Here is a 17975-nt window from a genome sequence, read left to right on the forward strand (position 1 = left end):
TTCCTCCCTGCTATTCTTTCTCAATCTCTTCCAACAGCTGCTCTTTTTGCTTTTTAAATATCCGTCCGGTCATCAGAAGTGCCACACAACATCCCACAATTCCAAGTACACTGATTCCTACAAGTATCATTCCCATTACAGCCAACCTCCTGCCTTCACCTGCTGATATACATTATCCAGAAGTCCCATCTCTGCATCCGTATTATTATCCTTCATCTGGCCCTGATACATGCTCACTGCTTTCTGATAATACTTTTCAAATGTACGATAATCTCTCTGCGAATTATTTTTTAATGCCTGTATATCAATTTCCAGAAACGCATATCTCTTGTAGATATTATAATCTTCTCCAAACAGCTTCTCCATCTCCGCCAGCGCACTTCTGGCATTATCCAGATACCCCTGTTTTTCATTCAGGATCACGAGATTATTATATGTATCATAGCTATCCCAGCCCTGTTCGATCACTTCCTGCAACACAGCAATTGCCTCGTCGCGGTACTGTCTGTCAGAGGCATTTTCTGCGAGATCAATGTCTGCCTGTATCAGGCGTTCCAGAATCAGCATCTGATGATCGATGGAAACATTCTTTCTTGCTTCATTGAGTATATCTCTTTCTTTGGATCGAAGGTTCTGTTCTTCATAGATCTTGCTGAGCATGACATACGCTCTTGCCTTCAGCTCATCATTGTCCGATATCTCAATACACTTACGGAATTCTTCCGCTGCAAGATCAAGCTGTCTTGTGGACTTTTCAATCTCTCCTTTTGTATAATAGATGGAATCTTCCTCAAGACCATGATCAATTGCCTCATCCAGCACTTCCTGCGCTTTGGAAGTATCTGCATCATATGCCAGTGCAATTGCGTAATCTCTGTAATATTCACAATTATATCCGCCATACTGAAATACCTGATCAAAGGCACTCACAGCATCCTCATACTGTTCCATCTGCATACAGCATTCCGCTTTCAGGTGGTAGAGATCTGCGCCTCGCTCATCCCGCATATCCAGCTTTTCATTTTCCAGAATGTCATAATCAATAAATTCGAGGCATTCCTCATACTTCTGCTGTTCATACAGAGAGCTCGCATTCTGATAATAGCTTTCCAGAGCAGAAGGCATCACCTTTATCGCTTCCTGATAGATCTTTTCCTCTTTCTCATAATCACAATTCTCACGATATTCCGTCTGCTTATCTACCAGCGAATTATATTTTTCAACTTTTTCCAATTTTATATTATGAATTCCGTATCCTCCAAGCACAATAAATCCTGCCATCAGTCCCACAAGTCCCATCCGGATTGCCATCTGCCTTTTCAGAAGCGCCTGATATCTCTGATCCTTTCTGGTAACCCCCTGCAGCGCCTGAAACATCTCAAATGCACTCTGAAACCGGTCATCCGGATCAATCTGCATCGCCTTCAGAATAATACCGGCAAATGATTCACTGACCCTGCCTTCAAGGGCAGAAGCGTCCGGGCGTTCCCGATAATTTCCGGCTTTCTTTCCCGTCACCAGATGGTAAAATGTAGCACCGACACTGTATATATCGCTTTTTTCATTAATACTTGTATAATTGGACAGGCTGGAAGCAGACTCCTGATCCAGCGCAATAATATACTGCTCCGGAGAAGTGTATCCATCTGTATATCCAAGGATTGTCGTTCCATCCAGATAAAAAGAGATATTAAAATCTATCAGACAGATATTGCCGTCCGGTGTCAGCATGATGTTCGCCGGTTTGATATCTCCGTGAATAATCGGAGGATTCTGATTATGCAGGTAATTCAACGCACTGCACAGCTGCATTCCCCAACGGATCAACTCATTCTGTGTAAACGGGTATTTTTCTTCCATCAACTGCTTGAAAGATTTTCCCGGGATATAGCTCATCACTGTATAGATCTCTCCGTCTGCACTCAGGAAGTCCAGAACCTGCGGAAGATATGTATGATGAAGATTCTTCAGAATATCTACCTCCTGACGGTTGATCTCCATATTCACACTTTTTTTCCGCAGCCTTTTTATGACTACCTCTTTTTCCAGCCTTTTGTGATACGCTTTGTATACGATACCGCCGCTTCCTTCTCCAAGCTTTTCCAGTATCACATATGTATCTGATATTGTCTCCATCATGATCCTACTTCATCTCCACAACAAATTGAAATTCCACATCAGATATCTGAAACACCATGCCATCAGCAAGTCTTTCCGGACCGGTTATCTGATTCTGATCAATATATGTATGATTTAACGATCCCAGATCCTTTATCATATATCCTTCCTCTGTCGTCAGGATCTGTGCGTGATGTCTGCTGACAGTCGTATTGCCCCGGATCACATAATCACAATCTGCCGATTTTCCAATCACAAACGGACTCTTTGTAATCTCATGATTCGATGTCTCACTCAATCGTCTGATATAAACATGACATGTCTGCGGCTGGTCCAGAGGAACGGTAGGATCTTCTCCCGTATATACCTCCTGTATCGCAGGTTCTTCCGGCTCAATCGGATCTATTTTTTTTCGAATCAGAATATCTTCTTTAAATCCCGGATGTTCCACCAAAGGGATCTGTACCTCATACAGATCCTTCCAGCCTTCTAAATAATCTACCATTTTCTCTTCCTTTCTACCTGCGGTCTTTCGAAATATTTCTTAATAACAGCATACTTACGATCAACAACAGTATCGTCATTCCTGCCAGAATCATCCATGACTGTGCCACATGCATCTTTGATGCTTTGAAAAAGCTTTCTGCCTCATGTTCCAGCATCGGGAAATCTTTCTGCAGCTTCAGGTCCAGTCTGTTTAATTTGGCAATACTTCCCAGTGCTTCTACGGACCATCGGCTCACGGTGCAGTAGGAAATGATTTCTCCTGCTCCTTTTAAGGTGAAGAGGATTCCGCTGAAAAGCAACTGAACGATCAGCACAAACGGAGCAGCCGCCATAGCTTTATCGCCGGTTTTTACCATGGATGATATTACAAATCCCATCGTGATAGAAGCAAGAATCGTAAGCCACATAGTCAGGAGTATCTCCGGCGCAAAATGATCCAGAAAGATTCCCTGCTTATCCTTTCCTATCAGCCCCAGGAATACCAGTGTCAGAATCATCGCCTGTATCAGGCCCAACACCGCCTGAAGAACAAACTTGGAGAATATATATCCGGGCAGCTTCAGGTTCGCCATATACTCTCGTTTCAGGATGACTCTTTCTTTACAGATCTCCTGGATCGCATCAAACAGTCCGATCCAGATTCCCGAACAGCTCAGAGCAAACAGCATGGACTTCGTGCTTTCATATATCTTAAATACTTTATTATCCGCCACAATATTAAGCAGAATCGCAATCAACAGCGGCTGTATCAACAGAAGAAGCAGACGCGGCTTATCATTGACCATCAATTCCGCATATCGCTGTGTCAGGATCAGGAATTGCCGAAAGGCAGATTCTTTTCTTGGTTTTACCAGATCTGTTCTTCCTGAGGAACGTTTTCTGATTCCGGTATTACTACTGTATACCGCATATTTTTCCGCCCATCCTTCCGGATTCTCCGCAATCATGTTATAAATATTTACCAGATCATCCGTTCCATAGAACTCCTTTGCAGCTTCAACATTGCCACAGAAGCATAATCTTCCGCCCGGTCCCATAAAGATTACTTTGTCACACAGATGCAGATTCTGTGTTGTATGCGTAACCATGATAATGGTCTTATTCTGTGTCTTTGCAAGCTTGTTCAGAGTAATCATCAGATTCTTCTCTGTTCCCGGATCCAGACCGGAGGTTGGCTCATCCAGAAAGAACAGCTTCGGATCTGCCAGAAGTTCCACCGCTATACTTGCTCTTTTTTTCTGTCCTCCTGAAAGCTTTCGGATGAAAGTATTCTGATGTGCCTTCAGATCCACCATCTCAAGGACTTCCTGAATTCTCTGTGTGATTTCCTGTGGCTGTGTATCTTTCGGCATCTTCATCTTTGCCGTATAATACAGCATTCTGTGAAGCGTCAGATTCTCATAGATAATATCCTGCTGCGGTACAAAGCCAATGATATTCTTGAGATTCTGGAATTGTTCGATCAGGTCAATTCCATTACAGTATACCTTTCCTTCAAAATCCGGTTCAAAACCACTGATTGCATTCATCAGTGTCGTCTTTCCTGCTCCGGAACCGCCAATGATCGCAACGAACTCATTTGGACGAATCTCACAGTTGACATTTCTCAGAATCTGTTTTCTCTTATTCTTTGAACCGACAAACTTGTTAATTCCCTCTGCACGCAGAGAAATACCTTTTTCAACACTCTTATAATAAATACATTCATTGGAAAAGAACAGCTGATAATCCAGGATCTGTATCAGATCCTTATCCTTCAATATTACCGGCTCGGATACGTTATCCCCATTGAGCATCGTTCCATTGGCACTGTCACAATCGTACAGAACAAAGCAGCCGTTCTGCTTCCGGATCTCGCAATGCACCTTTGAAATCCCGGGATGCCTTAAAACAATCTGGTTCTCTCTGGAACGTCCGATCGTAATGCTTGCACAATCCAGTGATTTTGTTTTCCACACTTCATCTTCTGCCACCACCTGGAGAAGCAGAAGGACCATTTTATCCGGCGCATGAATATTGCCGATGCGAAGCACAGATTTGTCAAACAGCTCTACATATCCCGCTTTTGCATCCAAAAGTTTCTTTTGCCCTGAATTGCCGACAAAAGTCCCATTACTGCTATCCTGATCCATATAATAGATCTTGTCCCCCTGCAGTCGGAATATACCGTGTAATCCGGATATGATCTCATCCGGGATCACAATGTCACACCGTTCTTTCTTTCTTCCGATCTTCAGTTCCTGCTTTCCGTACGCATCCAGATTTACTTCTGTCAATCGGCTTCCGGTATCAATAATTGTTAATCTTCTCTCACTCATCTTCTCTTCCTTACTGTAACGGTGCACGTTCCGTTACATATATATATTCCAGTGGATATGGATTGGAATAATATTCATCATCATAACTTTCCAGATCCCTCTCCGATATCTCTGTCTCAGTTACGCTGCCGTTCCGTATGCTGACACGATATAACTGTTCATGTCCCATTTGTGCACAATGTCGGATAATGTATGCTTCTTTTCCTCCACTTTCATCTGCATAAAACATCGAATGCCATCCGGTAATCTCTCCCAGATAAACACTTGCATGATCCTTAATGGTATAGACCTGATACATATAAGCCGCCTCACAGTCACCTTCCTGTGCCAGAAGCTCCTTTACGCCATCCTTATCGATATCATACAGATAATATCCATTATATTCTCCATATTCTTCCAGTATCTGATCCAGAATCAGTCCATAGATATCCTGATATTCCTGAGATGTCACCTTCTCATTTCCTGCCTGATCCTCTTTGGAATCTTCCGTCTTTAATTCAATGATACCCCATTTTCCATTCTTTTTTACCCAGCATTTATTCTCATAGACCGGACAGATCTCCTCAAACATTCCCGGACGAATTGCAATATTTCCCGATACGTCCCGAAGTTCCCATACATCGTCCTTGCGAAGAACAACATAGCCATCGGAAGCCGCATAACAGAATTCCTGATATTTGTCGGATCCTGCAGCGTTCACAAGCGGCGTATATTTTTTCCAGGAAGCGTCATACTCGATCGGAATGACTTCTTCTCCCTGTTCATTGATATAGCCCCATTTTCCGTCTTTCTGAACCGCGAGCAGCCCTTCTACACAGGAACCACATGCATCATAGCTAAAATCAGTAACCAGTTTTCCATCTGCATACACTGCGAACGGAGCATCCGCATCCAGCGGCCAGCTGGAATGATACTCATATACGCCCAACAGCTGATCCAGCTGCTGAATCGGAATTGCATTTTGGGGAACACTGTATTTCAGCTCCATATCCCATTCGGCATCTTCCATTGTATTATGGAGTTCATTTCGATAAATATAATAACTGAACGGCATACCCGCATCCCCAAACATCGTAGGAACGACCTCGCCATTCTGAAGGCAGTACATATCCCAGTCACAGTCCCATTCTGCTTCATACTGCGGCTCACTGCGTGTCAGCATATACTGATCCTCCGCATCCATCCATACGGTATAGATATCAGAATATATCATCTCTGTCACCAGATTGCCTTCCATATCGATCAGACCCAGTCCCTCTTCTGTCTCTATCACCGCATAGGGGGACATCTTCTGCCGCTGGATATCATTGATTGAGTTCTCTTCATAATCCGCACTTGACACATAGTAGATACTATCAGCTTCTATTCTCGGTTTCATCACCCATTCAAATTTTACTCCACTGTTCAACAGCTGATCTACCTCATCACTTTCCTCAACAATATTCCTGCCATTATCGGCTTCTTTTTCCTCATGCTCTCCTTTTGATACTCCCGGAACATTCTTCTGCGCTTCCCTTAATATTTCTTCCGCTCTGTCAAAATCTCCCTGTGTAACATACAGGTCATAAAGGCCCAGATATGCATCTTTTTCTTTCGGATCGATTGCCAGTGCCCGAAGATAGGAATCTTTGGCTTTTTCATAGTCCATATCTTCCATATATTTTTCCGCCTGAGTCATATAGTTGTCATATTTTTTCTTTTCCTGCTTATTCTTAAAGCTGAGACTCCCCGCTATGATTACAGCCAAAACAAGCACACCTGCTGCTGCCAGTATCCATTTTCTCCGATCAGGCTTTTTCGCCGCCACGGAAGCTCCTTCTCCAGGTGCCTGTGCCTGAAACTGAGACGTCTCCGGTGCCTGCAAAGTTTCCCCACATTCTTTGCAGAATCTTGCTCCATCCTTATTCTTCGTTCCACAATTTCCACAATACATCCTTCTCAATCCTTCTTTATTCCTGATTTTTTTATTTCAAAAATAACAAAAATGTGCCTTTTTTAATTTTAGCACGTTCTAAAAGCTTGTCAATTGAAAACCCCTTCAGTTGTATCAAAAGGCAAATGCCGTACAGGATGGCAGTTATCCTCCCTGTACGGCATATCTTTTCACTGCTCCGGATGCAGGCGCATTCTTTCACAGTGTCGTTCTATCTTATTCCTTTCACCACATATTCCATGTGTCTCCCCAGTCTGTAGTTACCTCCCCGGTAACCTTATTGACAGTGACCATTCCAACCAGCTTATTTGCAGAAGGTGTACCTCCTCTTGCCAGAATCTCCTCTGCTTCTTCATCTGACATCTGATAACGAAGACATACCTGATATTCAAGATCACTCTCTACAGATTCTTCCATAAATACCACATACGTTCCATCGTTATCTGCCAGTTCATTATAATGATCTGTAATACTGGTCGCCATCTCTTCCGGCGTAATATCTTTTACTTTATCTTCAGTCTGCTTTTTTGCAGGTTCCTCATCAGCATTTTGGATTCCCAGAATCTCTCGTAATATGTCCAGTGTGTTCTGTAATTCAGCCAGGCTTACATCCTCATCTTCCTCAACTCTGGACAGGCCATATGTCTGACAGTTCGCCCACCATTTTCCCTGCTCCGCATTGAATTCTGCTTCCGACACCATCTCACCGTCAATTCTTGCGTTAATCTCCGGATACAGCCCGTAATCAATCTCCAGGGAACGTACCTGCTTGAAATCACCATCCTGAAAGCCCCAGAAATAATCATATTCGAAATCATCTGCAGAACCCTCGATCAGATAATATTGATCTTCCACACTGGTAATATAAAGAGTCGTTGTTGCTCCATCATTTCCATATCCTTCCCCGGAGAACATATTCTGCAATTCATAATCTTTGTACTGCCATACTTCAATCGAATAACGTGCAATAAAGTCCAGTTCTTTTGCAGGATCTGCATAAGCGACCACCAGTTCATCCCGTCCGTCTCCATCAAAATCGATGAGTTTCGCAAATGCCAGACCCTCAAGATATTTCCAGTAGGTGTCTATGGTAACTTTTCTTGCGTTTCCGTAAGTATCCTGATATTCCATCAGCAGATCATAATACGCCTGGGCAGCAGCCTTATCCGCAAGTTCCTTCCTCTTTTCACTGAGTCCGGACCACTCGGATACGGTGTCTCCGGTAGATTCGTCATCTGTATTCCCGTAGATTACCTCTTCTGCTTTTAACAGTATCTTATCTGCCTTTTTATAATCTCCCTGCAGTGCATACAGATCTGCCAGTCCCAGATACGGTTCTTCCTTTTTCGGATCAATCTTAATCGCATTCAGATAGGCATCTTCTGCATTTTCATAATCCATTTCTTCCAGATATTTATCCGCAGAAGTAAGATAATTATCATATCTTTCCTTCTCTTTTTTATCCTTCGACATAAAACTGAACGCTATGACAGCAGCAATTATCAGAATTCCGACTGCTATGCAGATCCATTTAATATTACTCCGGTTGATACCGGATGCTTTTTTCCCGGGCGCTTCCCCTGCCCGTCTTCCTGATTTTTCCGGACCTTCTGCTCCGGCAGAATCTGCGTTTTTCACCGGCTGTGAGACCACCGGGACATCCAGCGGCTCTCCACAGTTTTTACAAAAGCGGGCAGTATCTTTATTTTGGGTACCACATTTACTGCAATACATCGTTCTCTTTCCTCATCTGTCTGCCTCACCGGCAATTACTTCATCACAATTTTCCTGAAATTTTTCTTTCCTTTTTTCAGAACGATACCTTCTCCATCCAGCGCTTCTCCGGCAAATGTATGATAGATATCTGTGATCTTTTCTCCGTCTACAGTTACACCACCCTGCTGTACAGCTCTGCGGGCCTCTGACTTGGAAGCCGTCAGTCCTGCTTTTACCAACATGGTAAGGATATCAATATTGCCATCTGTCAGATCTTCCTGTGTAAGCTCTGTCTTTGGCATGTCTGCTGCTGCACCTTTACTGAAAAGTGCCTTTGCAGCTTCCTGAGCTTTCTGTGCTTCTTCTTCTCCATGTACCAGCTTGGTCAGCTCAAATGCCAGAATCTCTTTTGCTGTATTTAACTGAGCACCTTCCCAGGAATCCATCTTATCAATCTCTTCCAGCGGAAGGAATGTCAGCATTCGGATACATTTCAGAACATCCGCATCTGCAACATTTCTCCAGTACTGGTAGAATTCGAACGGAGAGGTTTTATTAGGATCCAGCCATACAGCGCCGCTCTGGGTCTTGCCCATCTTCTTGCCTTCTGAATTCAGAAGCAGCGTGATCGTCATCGCACATGCATTTTTTCCAAGCTTACGACGGATCAGTTCTGTTCCGCCAAGCATGTTGCTCCACTGATCATCCCCGCCGAACTGCATGTTACATCCATATTTCTGGAATAACATATAGAAATCATAGCTCTGCATGATCATGTAATTGAATTCAAGGAAACTTAATCCTCTCTCCATTCTCTGCTTATAACATTCAGCCGCAAGCATACGGTTTACAGAAAAATGCGCACCTACTTCACGGAGAACATCTACATAATTCAGATCCAGAAGCCAGTCAGCATTGTTTACCATCAAAGCTTTTCCTTCTGAGAAATCAATGAAACGGCTCATCTGCTCCTTGAAGCAGTCACAGTTGTGCTGAATAGTTTCTTTTGTCATCATCTGACGCATATCCGTTCTTCCGGATGGGTCACCGATCATTGCAGTACCGCCGCCGATCAGCGCAATCGGCTTATTTCCTGCTTCCTGCAGACGTTTCATCAGGCAGAGCGCCATGAAGTGTCCTACATGAAGGCTGTCAGCCGTCGGGTCGAAACCGATATAAAATGTAGCCTTTCCATTATTAATCAGTTCTCTGATGTCATCTTCATCTGTTACCTGCGCGATCAGTCCGCGCGCAATCAGTTCTTCATAAATTCCCATATCATATCTCTCCTTTTCTTATTGCTTCATTAATTCTGTTTTACAAAGGCAACAAAACCGCAGTCCGTCGGGTGATCCAGGATATAGCAGCACTTGTCGTACTTTAAATACCGAAACAGCATGCAGGCGATTGTCGTATCGCCACCGGCTGCAAGGATATTGAAAAGACTCAGTGACAGCAGAAGTATACTGCTGCTCACGAGCGCAGCCAGATACATTCCGATTCCCAGCACTGCAAACGGTGCCAGTCCGCCCACCAGATACTGCCCGGGTCCAAGAGGCTCCTTGCAGTGACAGTAAGGTGTCAGATATTCCCACATCATTCCCAGATAGATGCTCTTCCATTTGTTCTGCGTCCAGAAAACCCATCCCACACCGTGGAGCAGTTCATGAACGAAGATACATACCAGGAACAAAACCAAAAAACATACTGCCTGGTTCCCCAGTACGAAATTTCCTTCTTTCGACAGAGGTCTGATACAGAACCACAGGATCAATCCCAGCACCACAAACGGTCCGGCAGTCACAAATGCCATGACATTGGCCCTCACTATCGAAATCGTTTCCTGCCGTTCCTCATATCCGGCTTCCAGATATTGCTGCTTTTGCCTTTCGTAATTTTCAATAATCTTCTGTTTTGCCATGTTTGGCTTTTTCTCTTTTTTCATACATACCTCTCAAGCAAAATAAATCAAAGCACAATCATCAGAAGTGCCTAAGGGCACGTTCTGAGATTGTAAGCGGTCGCCAAGGTCACAAGCAAGCTTGGACTTTGGCTCGTCGCTGATACAAAAAAACGCCCTTATCATACGATAAGGACGGAAATTACCCGTGGTACCACCTTGCTTCGCCAACAGCTTACACTGCCAGCCTCACTAAGTCTGCGTATTCACAAACCCCCGCACAGTAACGTGTGCCTTACGTCACAGCCTACTCAACAGAGATAAGCCGTCTGCGGCAGGTTTTGCTCCGCAGACAGAACCGTCTGTTTTCGGTGTGCAGCTCCAAGATGTATTCATGATCCATTCCTTCATGCGCCTCTCATCCACCGGCAGCTTTCTGTATGGGTGTACAGATCATTACTTCTTCTTTTCAAAGCCTTTCACATATCAAAACATATTCACAAACAAAAGAGTACCGTATTTGCAGAACTTTGTCAAGGCGGGACGGGGGATTTTTAAAAAACCCCCGTCCCGCCTTTATCGCTTTAACGCAACATATTTTCGCGTATTTATCCACGCAATCCCACTGTGTTTTCCACATTTTACACATCTATGTGATTATCTGAGCCGCTGCTTTGATCCATTCTTCTGCCAACAGCTCACTCCCTCTTTTTGTCAGATGGATTCCATCTGTTGTAATTGCCGAATAACCATATTGTTCTCCATATTTCTGCATCTTCTTCTGCAGCGGTAGATATTTCACCTGTTGTCTCTTCGCAACATCAACCTGTATTCTCTCTGCTTCATCGATTACCGGAAACCAGTTTATGTATTCCAACGGCTCCGGAAAAATAAACGGACCCGCACATAGGATCTGTGCAGTCGTTTCTTGTTTTATCTCCCCTAAAAGCTTCTCATAATTTTCCGCAAACTCCTGTTTTTCCAATGTCTTTCCCGTATTCATCACTATTCCTACATCATTGCATCCTATCAAAATGCTGACAATGTCAGGTTTCTTAATAAGACAGTCTGACACAAGTGTTCTTCTGAGACTCTGTACTGTTGCACCGTCATGACCTCGATTCAGAATACAGAAATCCCCCCCTCTTTTTTTCAACTTTTCCGAAATCTGATATACATACCCGTTTCCTAATCCATTATTCAAAAAAATATGATTTGCATCCGTAATACTGTCCCCTAAAAAAACTATTCTCATATATCCCCCTGATAACAATTTTTCCACCGATTGTGGATATTTATTGTGGATTTCTCTGGTGATTGACTTAATCAAAGGGGACGGGGGATTTTTAAAAATCCTCCGTCCCCTTTGAACTTATAACGTTTTCCCGTCTTTGATTACCATTTTTAAGTTCAATTCATCGTCAAGCAACACCACATTTGCTTTTTTTCCTTCTGTGATGGAGCCATAATTCTCATATTCGCCCAGGCTCTTTGCAGGGTTCATTGTTGCGCATGCGACAGCCGTCTCGAATGGAATTCCCATCTTTTTGACTGCTGTTCTCATACAATCCATAAGGTTTGTCGCCGATCCGGCCAGGGCCCCATCAGACACAAGTGTTGCACGATTGCCGACCACGTTTACATCCAGACCGCCAAGTGTATACTGTCCGTCAGGCATTCCGGTTGCCCGCATACTGTCGCTGATCAGGATCATGCGTTCTTCTCCCATCATCCGGAAGGTTGCTCTGACCGCAGCGGGATGAATATGCACGCCATCACAGATAATCTCTGCCATCACATGTTCGCAGTCAGCAACAGCCCCCACAACTCCAGGTGCACGATGTGTGAATGCCGGCATGGCATTATAAAGATGCACCGCGTGGTTGGCTCCTGCATCAAATGCTGCTTTTGCCGTATCATAGTCAGCATTGGTATGCGCAAGAGAAATATTTACTTTGTCTTTCATCTGTTCAATAAATTCAATTGACTTTTCGCTTTCCTCCGGTGCAATTCCGACGAATTTGACCAGTCCTTCAGATGCATCCAGAAACCTCCGGCATACTTCTGCGTCGCACGGAATGATATTCCTCTCATCCTGTGCACCCTTCTTTGCGGGGCTGATAAATGGTCCTTCCATATTAATACCGATCAGGTCAGCGCCCTTTGTCGCTTCTTTTTTATATTCTGCGGCAACTTTCAATATGTCCACCAGTTCTTCCACAGGAAGTGTCATCGTTGCCGGAGCAATTGCTGTGACACCAATAGATGCTTCATATGCGGCAATTCTTTCAATGGCTTCTTTTGTCCCATCGCAGAAATCGTCTCCCATACACCCGTGAAAATGCAGATCGATCAGTCCGGGAATCGCAAAGCAACCCTCTCCGTCCACTATGACATCCTCTGCCACGTCTGGCACGTTTTCTCCATTTCCCTCTGCTTCTTCTTTGTCTGTTTTGAAGTTTACCCGCTCAAAGATACCGTCTCGAATGACGATTTCTCCTTCTTCAAATCTCCAGTCTTCTGTGTACACTTTCACATTTTTAATGAGCATCTTTTTTCCCTCCCGATAATCATTATTTATATAAGATCTTCCATTGTCCGGTCTATTACACGGCGCCTTTTCTGAGTGCCCTCTTCCAGCGCCCGCAGCGTATTGTCATGCAGTGATTCTTTTTTATATTTATCCTGCTCCACATAATAAGAGTATATAATATCCAGCATAATCAGTATCGGAAATTGTGGTGAGATCACATTGCCATGATTCAGATGTCGAAGCGAAGGCAGCAGAATCACTTCTGTACAGAACTTTTCATATTCTTCTTTGTTATTGGCCGTAAGAAGCACTGTTTTGGCACCTCTTCGATGTGCCTCTTTCAACAGGAAAAGAATCTCTTCTTTTTCTCCGCTGATACTGATTCCGAACACGAGACTTCGTTTGTCCTGAAACACCGCCTGCATCCGGATCAGATCTGTATCGAGAACAGAATCAATGTCTACACCGATTCGCATAAACCGGATCTCCATCTCGCTTGCCGCAAGTCCGGAGCTTCCTTTTCCACACACAAATACCCGTTCTGCCTGATTCAGATATCTGCTGATCCTCGCAATCTGTGCTTCATCCACCAGACTGTAGGTTTTATTCAGAAGCTCCTGATATGCATTTAAGACCATCCTTGTATTGCCGGTGATAGATTCCTGCCTTTCTACAAACGTCTCTTCATACTGATAGACAAATTCCCGATATCCGCGGTATCCACATTTTTTTGCAAATCTTGATAAAGAAGCTTCTGATACAAACAGTCTTTCTGCCACTGCTTTTGCAGAAAAATCCACTTTCTTACGATTCTGTATAAAAAAGTCCGCAATATTCTTTTCGACAGTCGTAAATTTATCATAATTTGATTCAATGATCGGTACTACGGATTTTACATAATATTCCATGCCTTTTCATTCCTTAACTTTCCTGGCGGCACCCCATGAAATGATAAAATGCTCCCAACATCCCCGCATCGTTCTTATGCTTTGCAAATGCAATCCTGGTATTCGCAGCAATACTCGGAACCAGATACTTTTTCAGTGCAGACTCTATCTTGTCTCTCAGGAATTCCTCCTGAGCCATAATTCCTCCGCCCAGAACCACGATCTCCGGATTGATCACATAACAGATATTGGCAATTCCTTTTCCCAGGACATCTGTCATATCATTAATTGCACGGTTACAGATCTCGTCCCCATTCTTTGCTTCCTCGAAAATGTGGTATCCATTCCAGTTTTCTGCAGGCTCCTGCTTCCATTCGGCCACTTTTCTGGTCAGAATACTTGCAGCGCCAAGTGTCTGAAAGTCACTGTCATCCATATGCATATAGCCGACTTCACAGGCACTGTTGCTGAATCCATGAAACACCTTCCCGTCAACCACGATACAGCCTCCGATCCCGGTTCCAACGGTCAGTATAAGCGCAATACTGCTTCCCTTTGCAGCACCGGACATATACTCGGCAAGCCCTGCACAATTGACATCATTCTCCACTTCACATGGGATTCCATATTCTTTTTCCATTGTCTCTTTAAATCTGGTTCCGGCATAATCCGGAATCAACGGTGCTGAATAAAAGATCTCGCCTTTTCCGGTATCCACCATTCCCGCTGTAGAGATGCAGATTCCGCTGATCTCATGTATCTGAGTCAGTTCAGATGCGATATCCATTGCTTTCGCCAGAACAGACGCTCCGCCTTTATACGCTTCCGTTGCTCTTTCGCTGCGGTACAGTATCTCTGCATTTTCATTGATCACGCCATATTTTATCGCTGTTCCGCCTATATCGATACTTATATATTTTTTCATTATTATACCTCTGTCTTTTCCTGTATTCAAGCCTGCTTCCTGTTAAGCGATGTATTCCCATGCACCTTCTTGCTGTACGGCGCACCAAAGAGGCAATCCGGAACACCGATTCCGACTTGCCTCTCTAAGCTGCATCACTTCTATGCTATACGCACTTTAAAGATCGCTTTTTTTATCTGCTCCGGTCCATCTACAGCCACTGCTGTACGATGTCCGTCGCCCGGATAACAGATCAGAAAATCTCCGTCTCTTAAGATCACGGAACTGTTCTTTTCCCCTTCCATCGGAAGAAAATCATCCTTTTCCACAAATTCCTTTACATCCATATTCCGGATAAAATTCAGATCGATCTGTTCGGTTCCATGAATCATCACATGTACATCGAGATAATTTTTGTGTGCTTCCCAGAAACGTTCCTCCGGGGTAGTGGTCGTATACTCCACAACATTTACAAAAAGTCTGTCCCCGTCAATCTCATGACTTCCTTTTTCATAGGATGCCAGATCGTGGCTCTTTGCATACGCAAAACATTCCATGATCTGTTTCTCCAGATACGAAAACTCTTCCAGGTTATTAATATTACCAAATATCATATTTCCCGTTCCTTCCTAGTTTTTATATACCGTTGTGTGTGGTGCCGGTACAGAAGTGTCGCCTTTTACTTTTCTCCAGATATAACTTGCAGGTATTCCTACTACCAGAGACACTGCGATGGAGATGATAGAGTAAGACCAGATGGAAACGCTCTCAGCCGGTACAAAGTATTTGATATAAACCATAACGGCAGATGCTGCAATAAATGCAAGTGTAGTACCAAAAGTATTGGCAACTTTCGTAAATGCTCCCAGGATGAAGGAACCGATCAGGATTCCAAGTACCAGTCCCATGAATCCGTTGAACCATTCGTAAGCGGATTTTACACCACCGTTTGCAAGAACCATTGCAACTGCGATTGCAAAGATACCTACGATCAGAGATACATACTGACCAATCTTTGTCTGTTTTTCAAAGCTTAACTCTTTCTTAGACAGACGTGCCTGGATATCCAGTGTCCAGCTTGATGCCACAGAGTTCAGACCGGTAGATAAGGTGGACTGTGCTGCTGCATAGATCGCTGCCAGAAGAAGTCCCGTTACACCAACCGGAAGTTCAAATGCAATGTAAGAAGCAAAGATCTGATCCTGTGCCGCTGCCGGTGGAAGCGCATTCTGCTGATAGAATACATACAGGCCTGTACCGATCAGATAGAATACGGTTGCGATGAAGATAGATAACGCACCGTTTGTCAGCATCATCTTGTTCAGTTTCTTTGTATCTGTTGTTGTGGTAAAACGCTGTACAATATCCTGGCTGGATACGTAAGATCCCATGGTGTTGAATCCTGCACCGACGATCATGATGAATACACTGTCTTTCAGAATATTCGGATTAAAGATCGGCTGATCTACCGCCAGGAATTTGTGTTCTGTTGCAAATGCATGGAAGATTGCACCAATTCCTCCATCCAGATGTGTCAGCAGGAAGATCAGTGAAAATGTAACACCGATCAGTAATACAGATCCCTGAATAAAGTCTGTCCAGAGTACAGATTTCAGACCACCTGTGTATGAATATATAATCGCGATCACACCCATGATGATAATCAGCAGGTTTACATTGATTCCTGTCAGGCTTCCAAGTACCATACACGGAAGATACATAATAATGGACATACGTCCGATCTGATAGATAATAAACATAACTGCGCCAAGAACACGAAGTCCTTTGCTTCCGAATCTCAGTTCCAGATAGTGATATGCGGTATCAATATCCAGCTTACTGTAGATCGGCAGAAAGAATCTGATCGTCAGCGGGATCGCAAGCAGCATACCGAGCTGAGCAAACCACATGATCCATGTTCCTGCATAAGAATTTCCTGCCAGTGACAGGAATGAAATCGGACTGAGCAATGTCGCAAATATAGATACGGAAGTTACCCACCACGGAATCGTTCCGTCTCCTTTGAAATACTCTTTTCCCTTCATCTCTTTCTTTGCGAAATGAAGGCCGGCCATCAATACTGCTGCCAGATACACAATTAAAATAATCAAATCAATAACGGTAAAGCCCTGCATGTTTTTTCCTCCTAAAACTCTCATCTCTTTTCTTAATCAAGAAATTTTGCTTTTGCATCGCGAATCATCTTTGCAGCTTCTTCTACGACTGCAGTATCGCTCTCCACCAGATCTGCCAGTGGTCTTCTTACTCCGCCGAGTTCCAGTCCTTCATTGATCTTAAGGATCGCCTTGATCACTGCATACATATTGCCGTGTCCGGAACACATTTTATATATGATTGCATCAACAGCATACTGGATCTCTCTTGCCTGTTCCATATCACCTGCTTTTACAAGCTCATCCATTTTCAGGAATAATTCCGGCATAGCTCCGTATGTTCCGCCGATCGCACCTTCTGCACCGATCACACGTCCGCTTATGAACTGCTCGTCCGGACCATTAAAGATAATGTAATCTTCACCGGCAGCCTGTTTGAACATCTGGATATCCTGAACCGGCATGGAAGAATTCTTTACACCAATGACTCTCGGATTCTTTCTCATCTCGGCAAACAGATTCTGTGTCAATGCAACCCCCGCAAGCTGTGGAATGTTGTAGATGACAAAATCTGTGTTCGGAGCAGCAGAACTGATATCATTCCAGTACTGAGCAATTGCATACTCCGGCAGATGGAAATAGATCGGCGGGATTGCTGCAATCGCATCTACACCAAGGCTTTCTGCATGTGCCGCAAGTTCCATACTGTCTTTGGTATTGTTACATGCAACGTGGGCAATGACCGTAAGTTTTCCCTGTGCTGCTTTCATTACGTTTTCCAGAACGATCTTTCTGTCTTCTACACTCTGGTAAATACATTCTCCGGAAGAACCGTTTACATAGACACCTTTTACTCCCTTTTCAACGAAGTATTTTGTTAATGCCTGTACTCCTTCCGGACTGATGTTACCTTCTTTGTCGTAACATGCGTAAAATGCAGGAATGACTCCCTTGTACTTGTCAAGATTTCTCATGATGGTTTTCTCCTTTTCTTAATTGAATGATTTTCTTGTTTTATGTTAAAATATTAAGCTCTGCTTTTATG

The 17975-nt window shown here is 43.8% G+C and carries 15 protein-coding genes and 1 other annotated feature; all 15 genes read right to left on the bottom strand.

Going from position 1 to position 17975, the window contains the following annotated elements; translation table 11 throughout:
• Window positions 1-10: 10 nt before the first annotated feature.
• The 15 genes from ABE547_RS02190 to ABE547_RS02260 all read right to left on the bottom strand — a co-directional run bounded on the left by ABE547_RS02190 (window position 11) and on the right by ABE547_RS02260 (window position 17904).
• On the bottom strand, window positions 11-136 hold the full coding sequence (locus tag ABE547_RS02190) for a hypothetical protein (protein WP_268827686.1): 126 nt from the start codon (window positions 134-136) through the stop codon (window positions 11-13).
• Window positions 136-2139 (bottom strand): protein kinase, encoded by a 2004-nt coding sequence (locus ABE547_RS02195; RefSeq protein WP_347377230.1) that lies wholly within the window; start codon window positions 2137-2139, stop codon window positions 136-138. The genes ABE547_RS02190 and ABE547_RS02195 overlap by 1 nt, the downstream gene beginning before the upstream one ends.
• A 4-nt stretch (window positions 2140-2143) precedes the next feature.
• The gene (locus tag ABE547_RS02200; RefSeq protein ID WP_347377231.1) at window positions 2144-2623 is read right to left on the bottom strand and encodes an FHA domain-containing protein; all 480 of its coding nucleotides are present in this window, start codon (window positions 2621-2623) and stop codon (window positions 2144-2146) included.
• 13 nt (window positions 2624-2636) lie between these two features.
• A complete protein-coding gene (locus tag ABE547_RS02205) occupies window positions 2637-4943 on the bottom strand; it encodes an FHA domain-containing protein (RefSeq protein WP_347377232.1) in 2307 nt (768 codons plus the stop codon).
• 10 nt (window positions 4944-4953) lie between these two features.
• Window positions 4954-6876, bottom strand: coding sequence for a WG repeat-containing protein (locus tag ABE547_RS02210; RefSeq protein ID WP_347377233.1), 1923 nt, complete (start codon window positions 6874-6876; stop codon window positions 4954-4956).
• A 225-nt stretch (window positions 6877-7101) separates the two neighbouring features.
• Window positions 7102-8610, bottom strand: coding sequence for a zinc-ribbon domain-containing protein (locus tag ABE547_RS02215; RefSeq protein ID WP_347377234.1), 1509 nt, complete (start codon window positions 8608-8610; stop codon window positions 7102-7104).
• Between the two features lie 35 nt (window positions 8611-8645).
• Window positions 8646-9869, bottom strand: coding sequence for a tyrosine--tRNA ligase (gene tyrS / locus ABE547_RS02220; protein ID WP_347377235.1), 1224 nt, complete (start codon window positions 9867-9869; stop codon window positions 8646-8648).
• Between the two features lie 29 nt (window positions 9870-9898).
• On the bottom strand, window positions 9899-10537 hold the full coding sequence (locus ABE547_RS02225; protein WP_347377236.1) for a DUF3267 domain-containing protein: 639 nt from the start codon (window positions 10535-10537) through the stop codon (window positions 9899-9901).
• Window positions 10538-10680: 143 nt separating this feature from the next.
• Window positions 10681-10974 (bottom strand) — a binding site (T-box leader).
• Window positions 10975-11141: 167 nt separating this feature from the next.
• Window positions 11142-11747, bottom strand: a complete 606-nt coding sequence (locus tag ABE547_RS02230) for a GDSL-type esterase/lipase family protein (RefSeq protein WP_347377237.1) — start codon at window positions 11745-11747, stop codon at window positions 11142-11144.
• Between the two features lie 117 nt (window positions 11748-11864).
• Window positions 11865-13043, bottom strand: coding sequence for an N-acetylglucosamine-6-phosphate deacetylase (gene nagA, locus ABE547_RS02235; RefSeq protein ID WP_347377238.1), 1179 nt, complete (start codon window positions 13041-13043; stop codon window positions 11865-11867).
• 26 nt (window positions 13044-13069) lie between these two features.
• Window positions 13070-13933: a MurR/RpiR family transcriptional regulator gene (locus ABE547_RS02240; RefSeq protein WP_347377239.1), complete on the bottom strand. Its 864-nt coding sequence runs from the start codon at window positions 13931-13933 to the stop codon at window positions 13070-13072.
• 13 nt (window positions 13934-13946) lie between these two features.
• Entirely contained in the window at window positions 13947-14837 is an 891-nt protein-coding gene (locus ABE547_RS02245) for an ROK family protein (protein ID WP_347377240.1), read from the bottom strand.
• A 140-nt stretch (window positions 14838-14977) separates the two neighbouring features.
• Entirely contained in the window at window positions 14978-15430 is a 453-nt protein-coding gene (locus ABE547_RS02250) for a YhcH/YjgK/YiaL family protein (protein ID WP_347377241.1), read from the bottom strand.
• A 15-nt stretch (window positions 15431-15445) separates the two neighbouring features.
• Entirely contained in the window at window positions 15446-16951 is a 1506-nt protein-coding gene (locus ABE547_RS02255) for a sodium:solute symporter (RefSeq protein WP_347377242.1), read from the bottom strand.
• Window positions 16952-16983: 32 nt separating this feature from the next.
• Window positions 16984-17904 (bottom strand): dihydrodipicolinate synthase family protein, encoded by a 921-nt coding sequence (locus tag ABE547_RS02260; RefSeq protein ID WP_347377243.1) that lies wholly within the window; start codon window positions 17902-17904, stop codon window positions 16984-16986.
• Window positions 17905-17975: the final 71 nt, after the last annotated feature.

Origin of the sequence: Dorea sp. YH-dor226 (assembly GCF_039832105.1) — a bacterium.
In the GTDB taxonomy this organism is placed as follows: Bacteria; Bacillota; Clostridia; order Lachnospirales; family Lachnospiraceae; genus Dorea_A.

Excerpts from the sequence above, each read along its gene's own strand:
- ABE547_RS02190 (WP_268827686.1), bottom strand. The coding sequence starts at position 136 with ATGGGAATGATACTTGTAGGAATCAGTGTACTTGGAATTGTGGGATGT.
- ABE547_RS02195 (WP_347377230.1), bottom strand. The coding sequence starts at position 2,139 with ATGATGGAGACAATATCAGATACATATGTGATACTGGAAAAGCTTGGA.
- ABE547_RS02200 (WP_347377231.1), bottom strand. The coding sequence starts at position 2,623 with ATGGTAGATTATTTAGAAGGCTGGAAGGATCTGTATGAGGTACAGATC.
- ABE547_RS02205 (WP_347377232.1), bottom strand. The coding sequence starts at position 4,943 with ATGAGTGAGAGAAGATTAACAATTATTGATACCGGAAGCCGATTGACA.
- ABE547_RS02210 (WP_347377233.1), bottom strand. The coding sequence starts at position 6,876 with ATGTATTGTGGAAATTGTGGAACGAAGAATAAGGATGGAGCAAGATTC.
- ABE547_RS02215 (WP_347377234.1), bottom strand. The coding sequence starts at position 8,610 with ATGTATTGCAGTAAATGTGGTACCCAAAATAAAGATACTGCCCGCTTT.
- tyrS (WP_347377235.1), bottom strand. The coding sequence starts at position 9,869 with ATGGGAATTTATGAAGAACTGATTGCGCGCGGACTGATCGCGCAGGTA.
- ABE547_RS02225 (WP_347377236.1), bottom strand. The coding sequence starts at position 10,537 with ATGAAAAAAGAGAAAAAGCCAAACATGGCAAAACAGAAGATTATTGAA.
- ABE547_RS02230 (WP_347377237.1), bottom strand. The coding sequence starts at position 11,747 with ATGAGAATAGTTTTTTTAGGGGACAGTATTACGGATGCAAATCATATT.
- nagA (WP_347377238.1), bottom strand. The coding sequence starts at position 13,043 with ATGCTCATTAAAAATGTGAAAGTGTACACAGAAGACTGGAGATTTGAA.
- ABE547_RS02240 (WP_347377239.1), bottom strand. The coding sequence starts at position 13,933 with ATGGAATATTATGTAAAATCCGTAGTACCGATCATTGAATCAAATTAT.
- ABE547_RS02245 (WP_347377240.1), bottom strand. The coding sequence starts at position 14,837 with ATGAAAAAATATATAAGTATCGATATAGGCGGAACAGCGATAAAATAT.
- ABE547_RS02250 (WP_347377241.1), bottom strand. The coding sequence starts at position 15,430 with ATGATATTTGGTAATATTAATAACCTGGAAGAGTTTTCGTATCTGGAG.
- ABE547_RS02255 (WP_347377242.1), bottom strand. The coding sequence starts at position 16,951 with ATGCAGGGCTTTACCGTTATTGATTTGATTATTTTAATTGTGTATCTG.
- ABE547_RS02260 (WP_347377243.1), bottom strand. The coding sequence starts at position 17,904 with ATGAGAAATCTTGACAAGTACAAGGGAGTCATTCCTGCATTTTACGCA.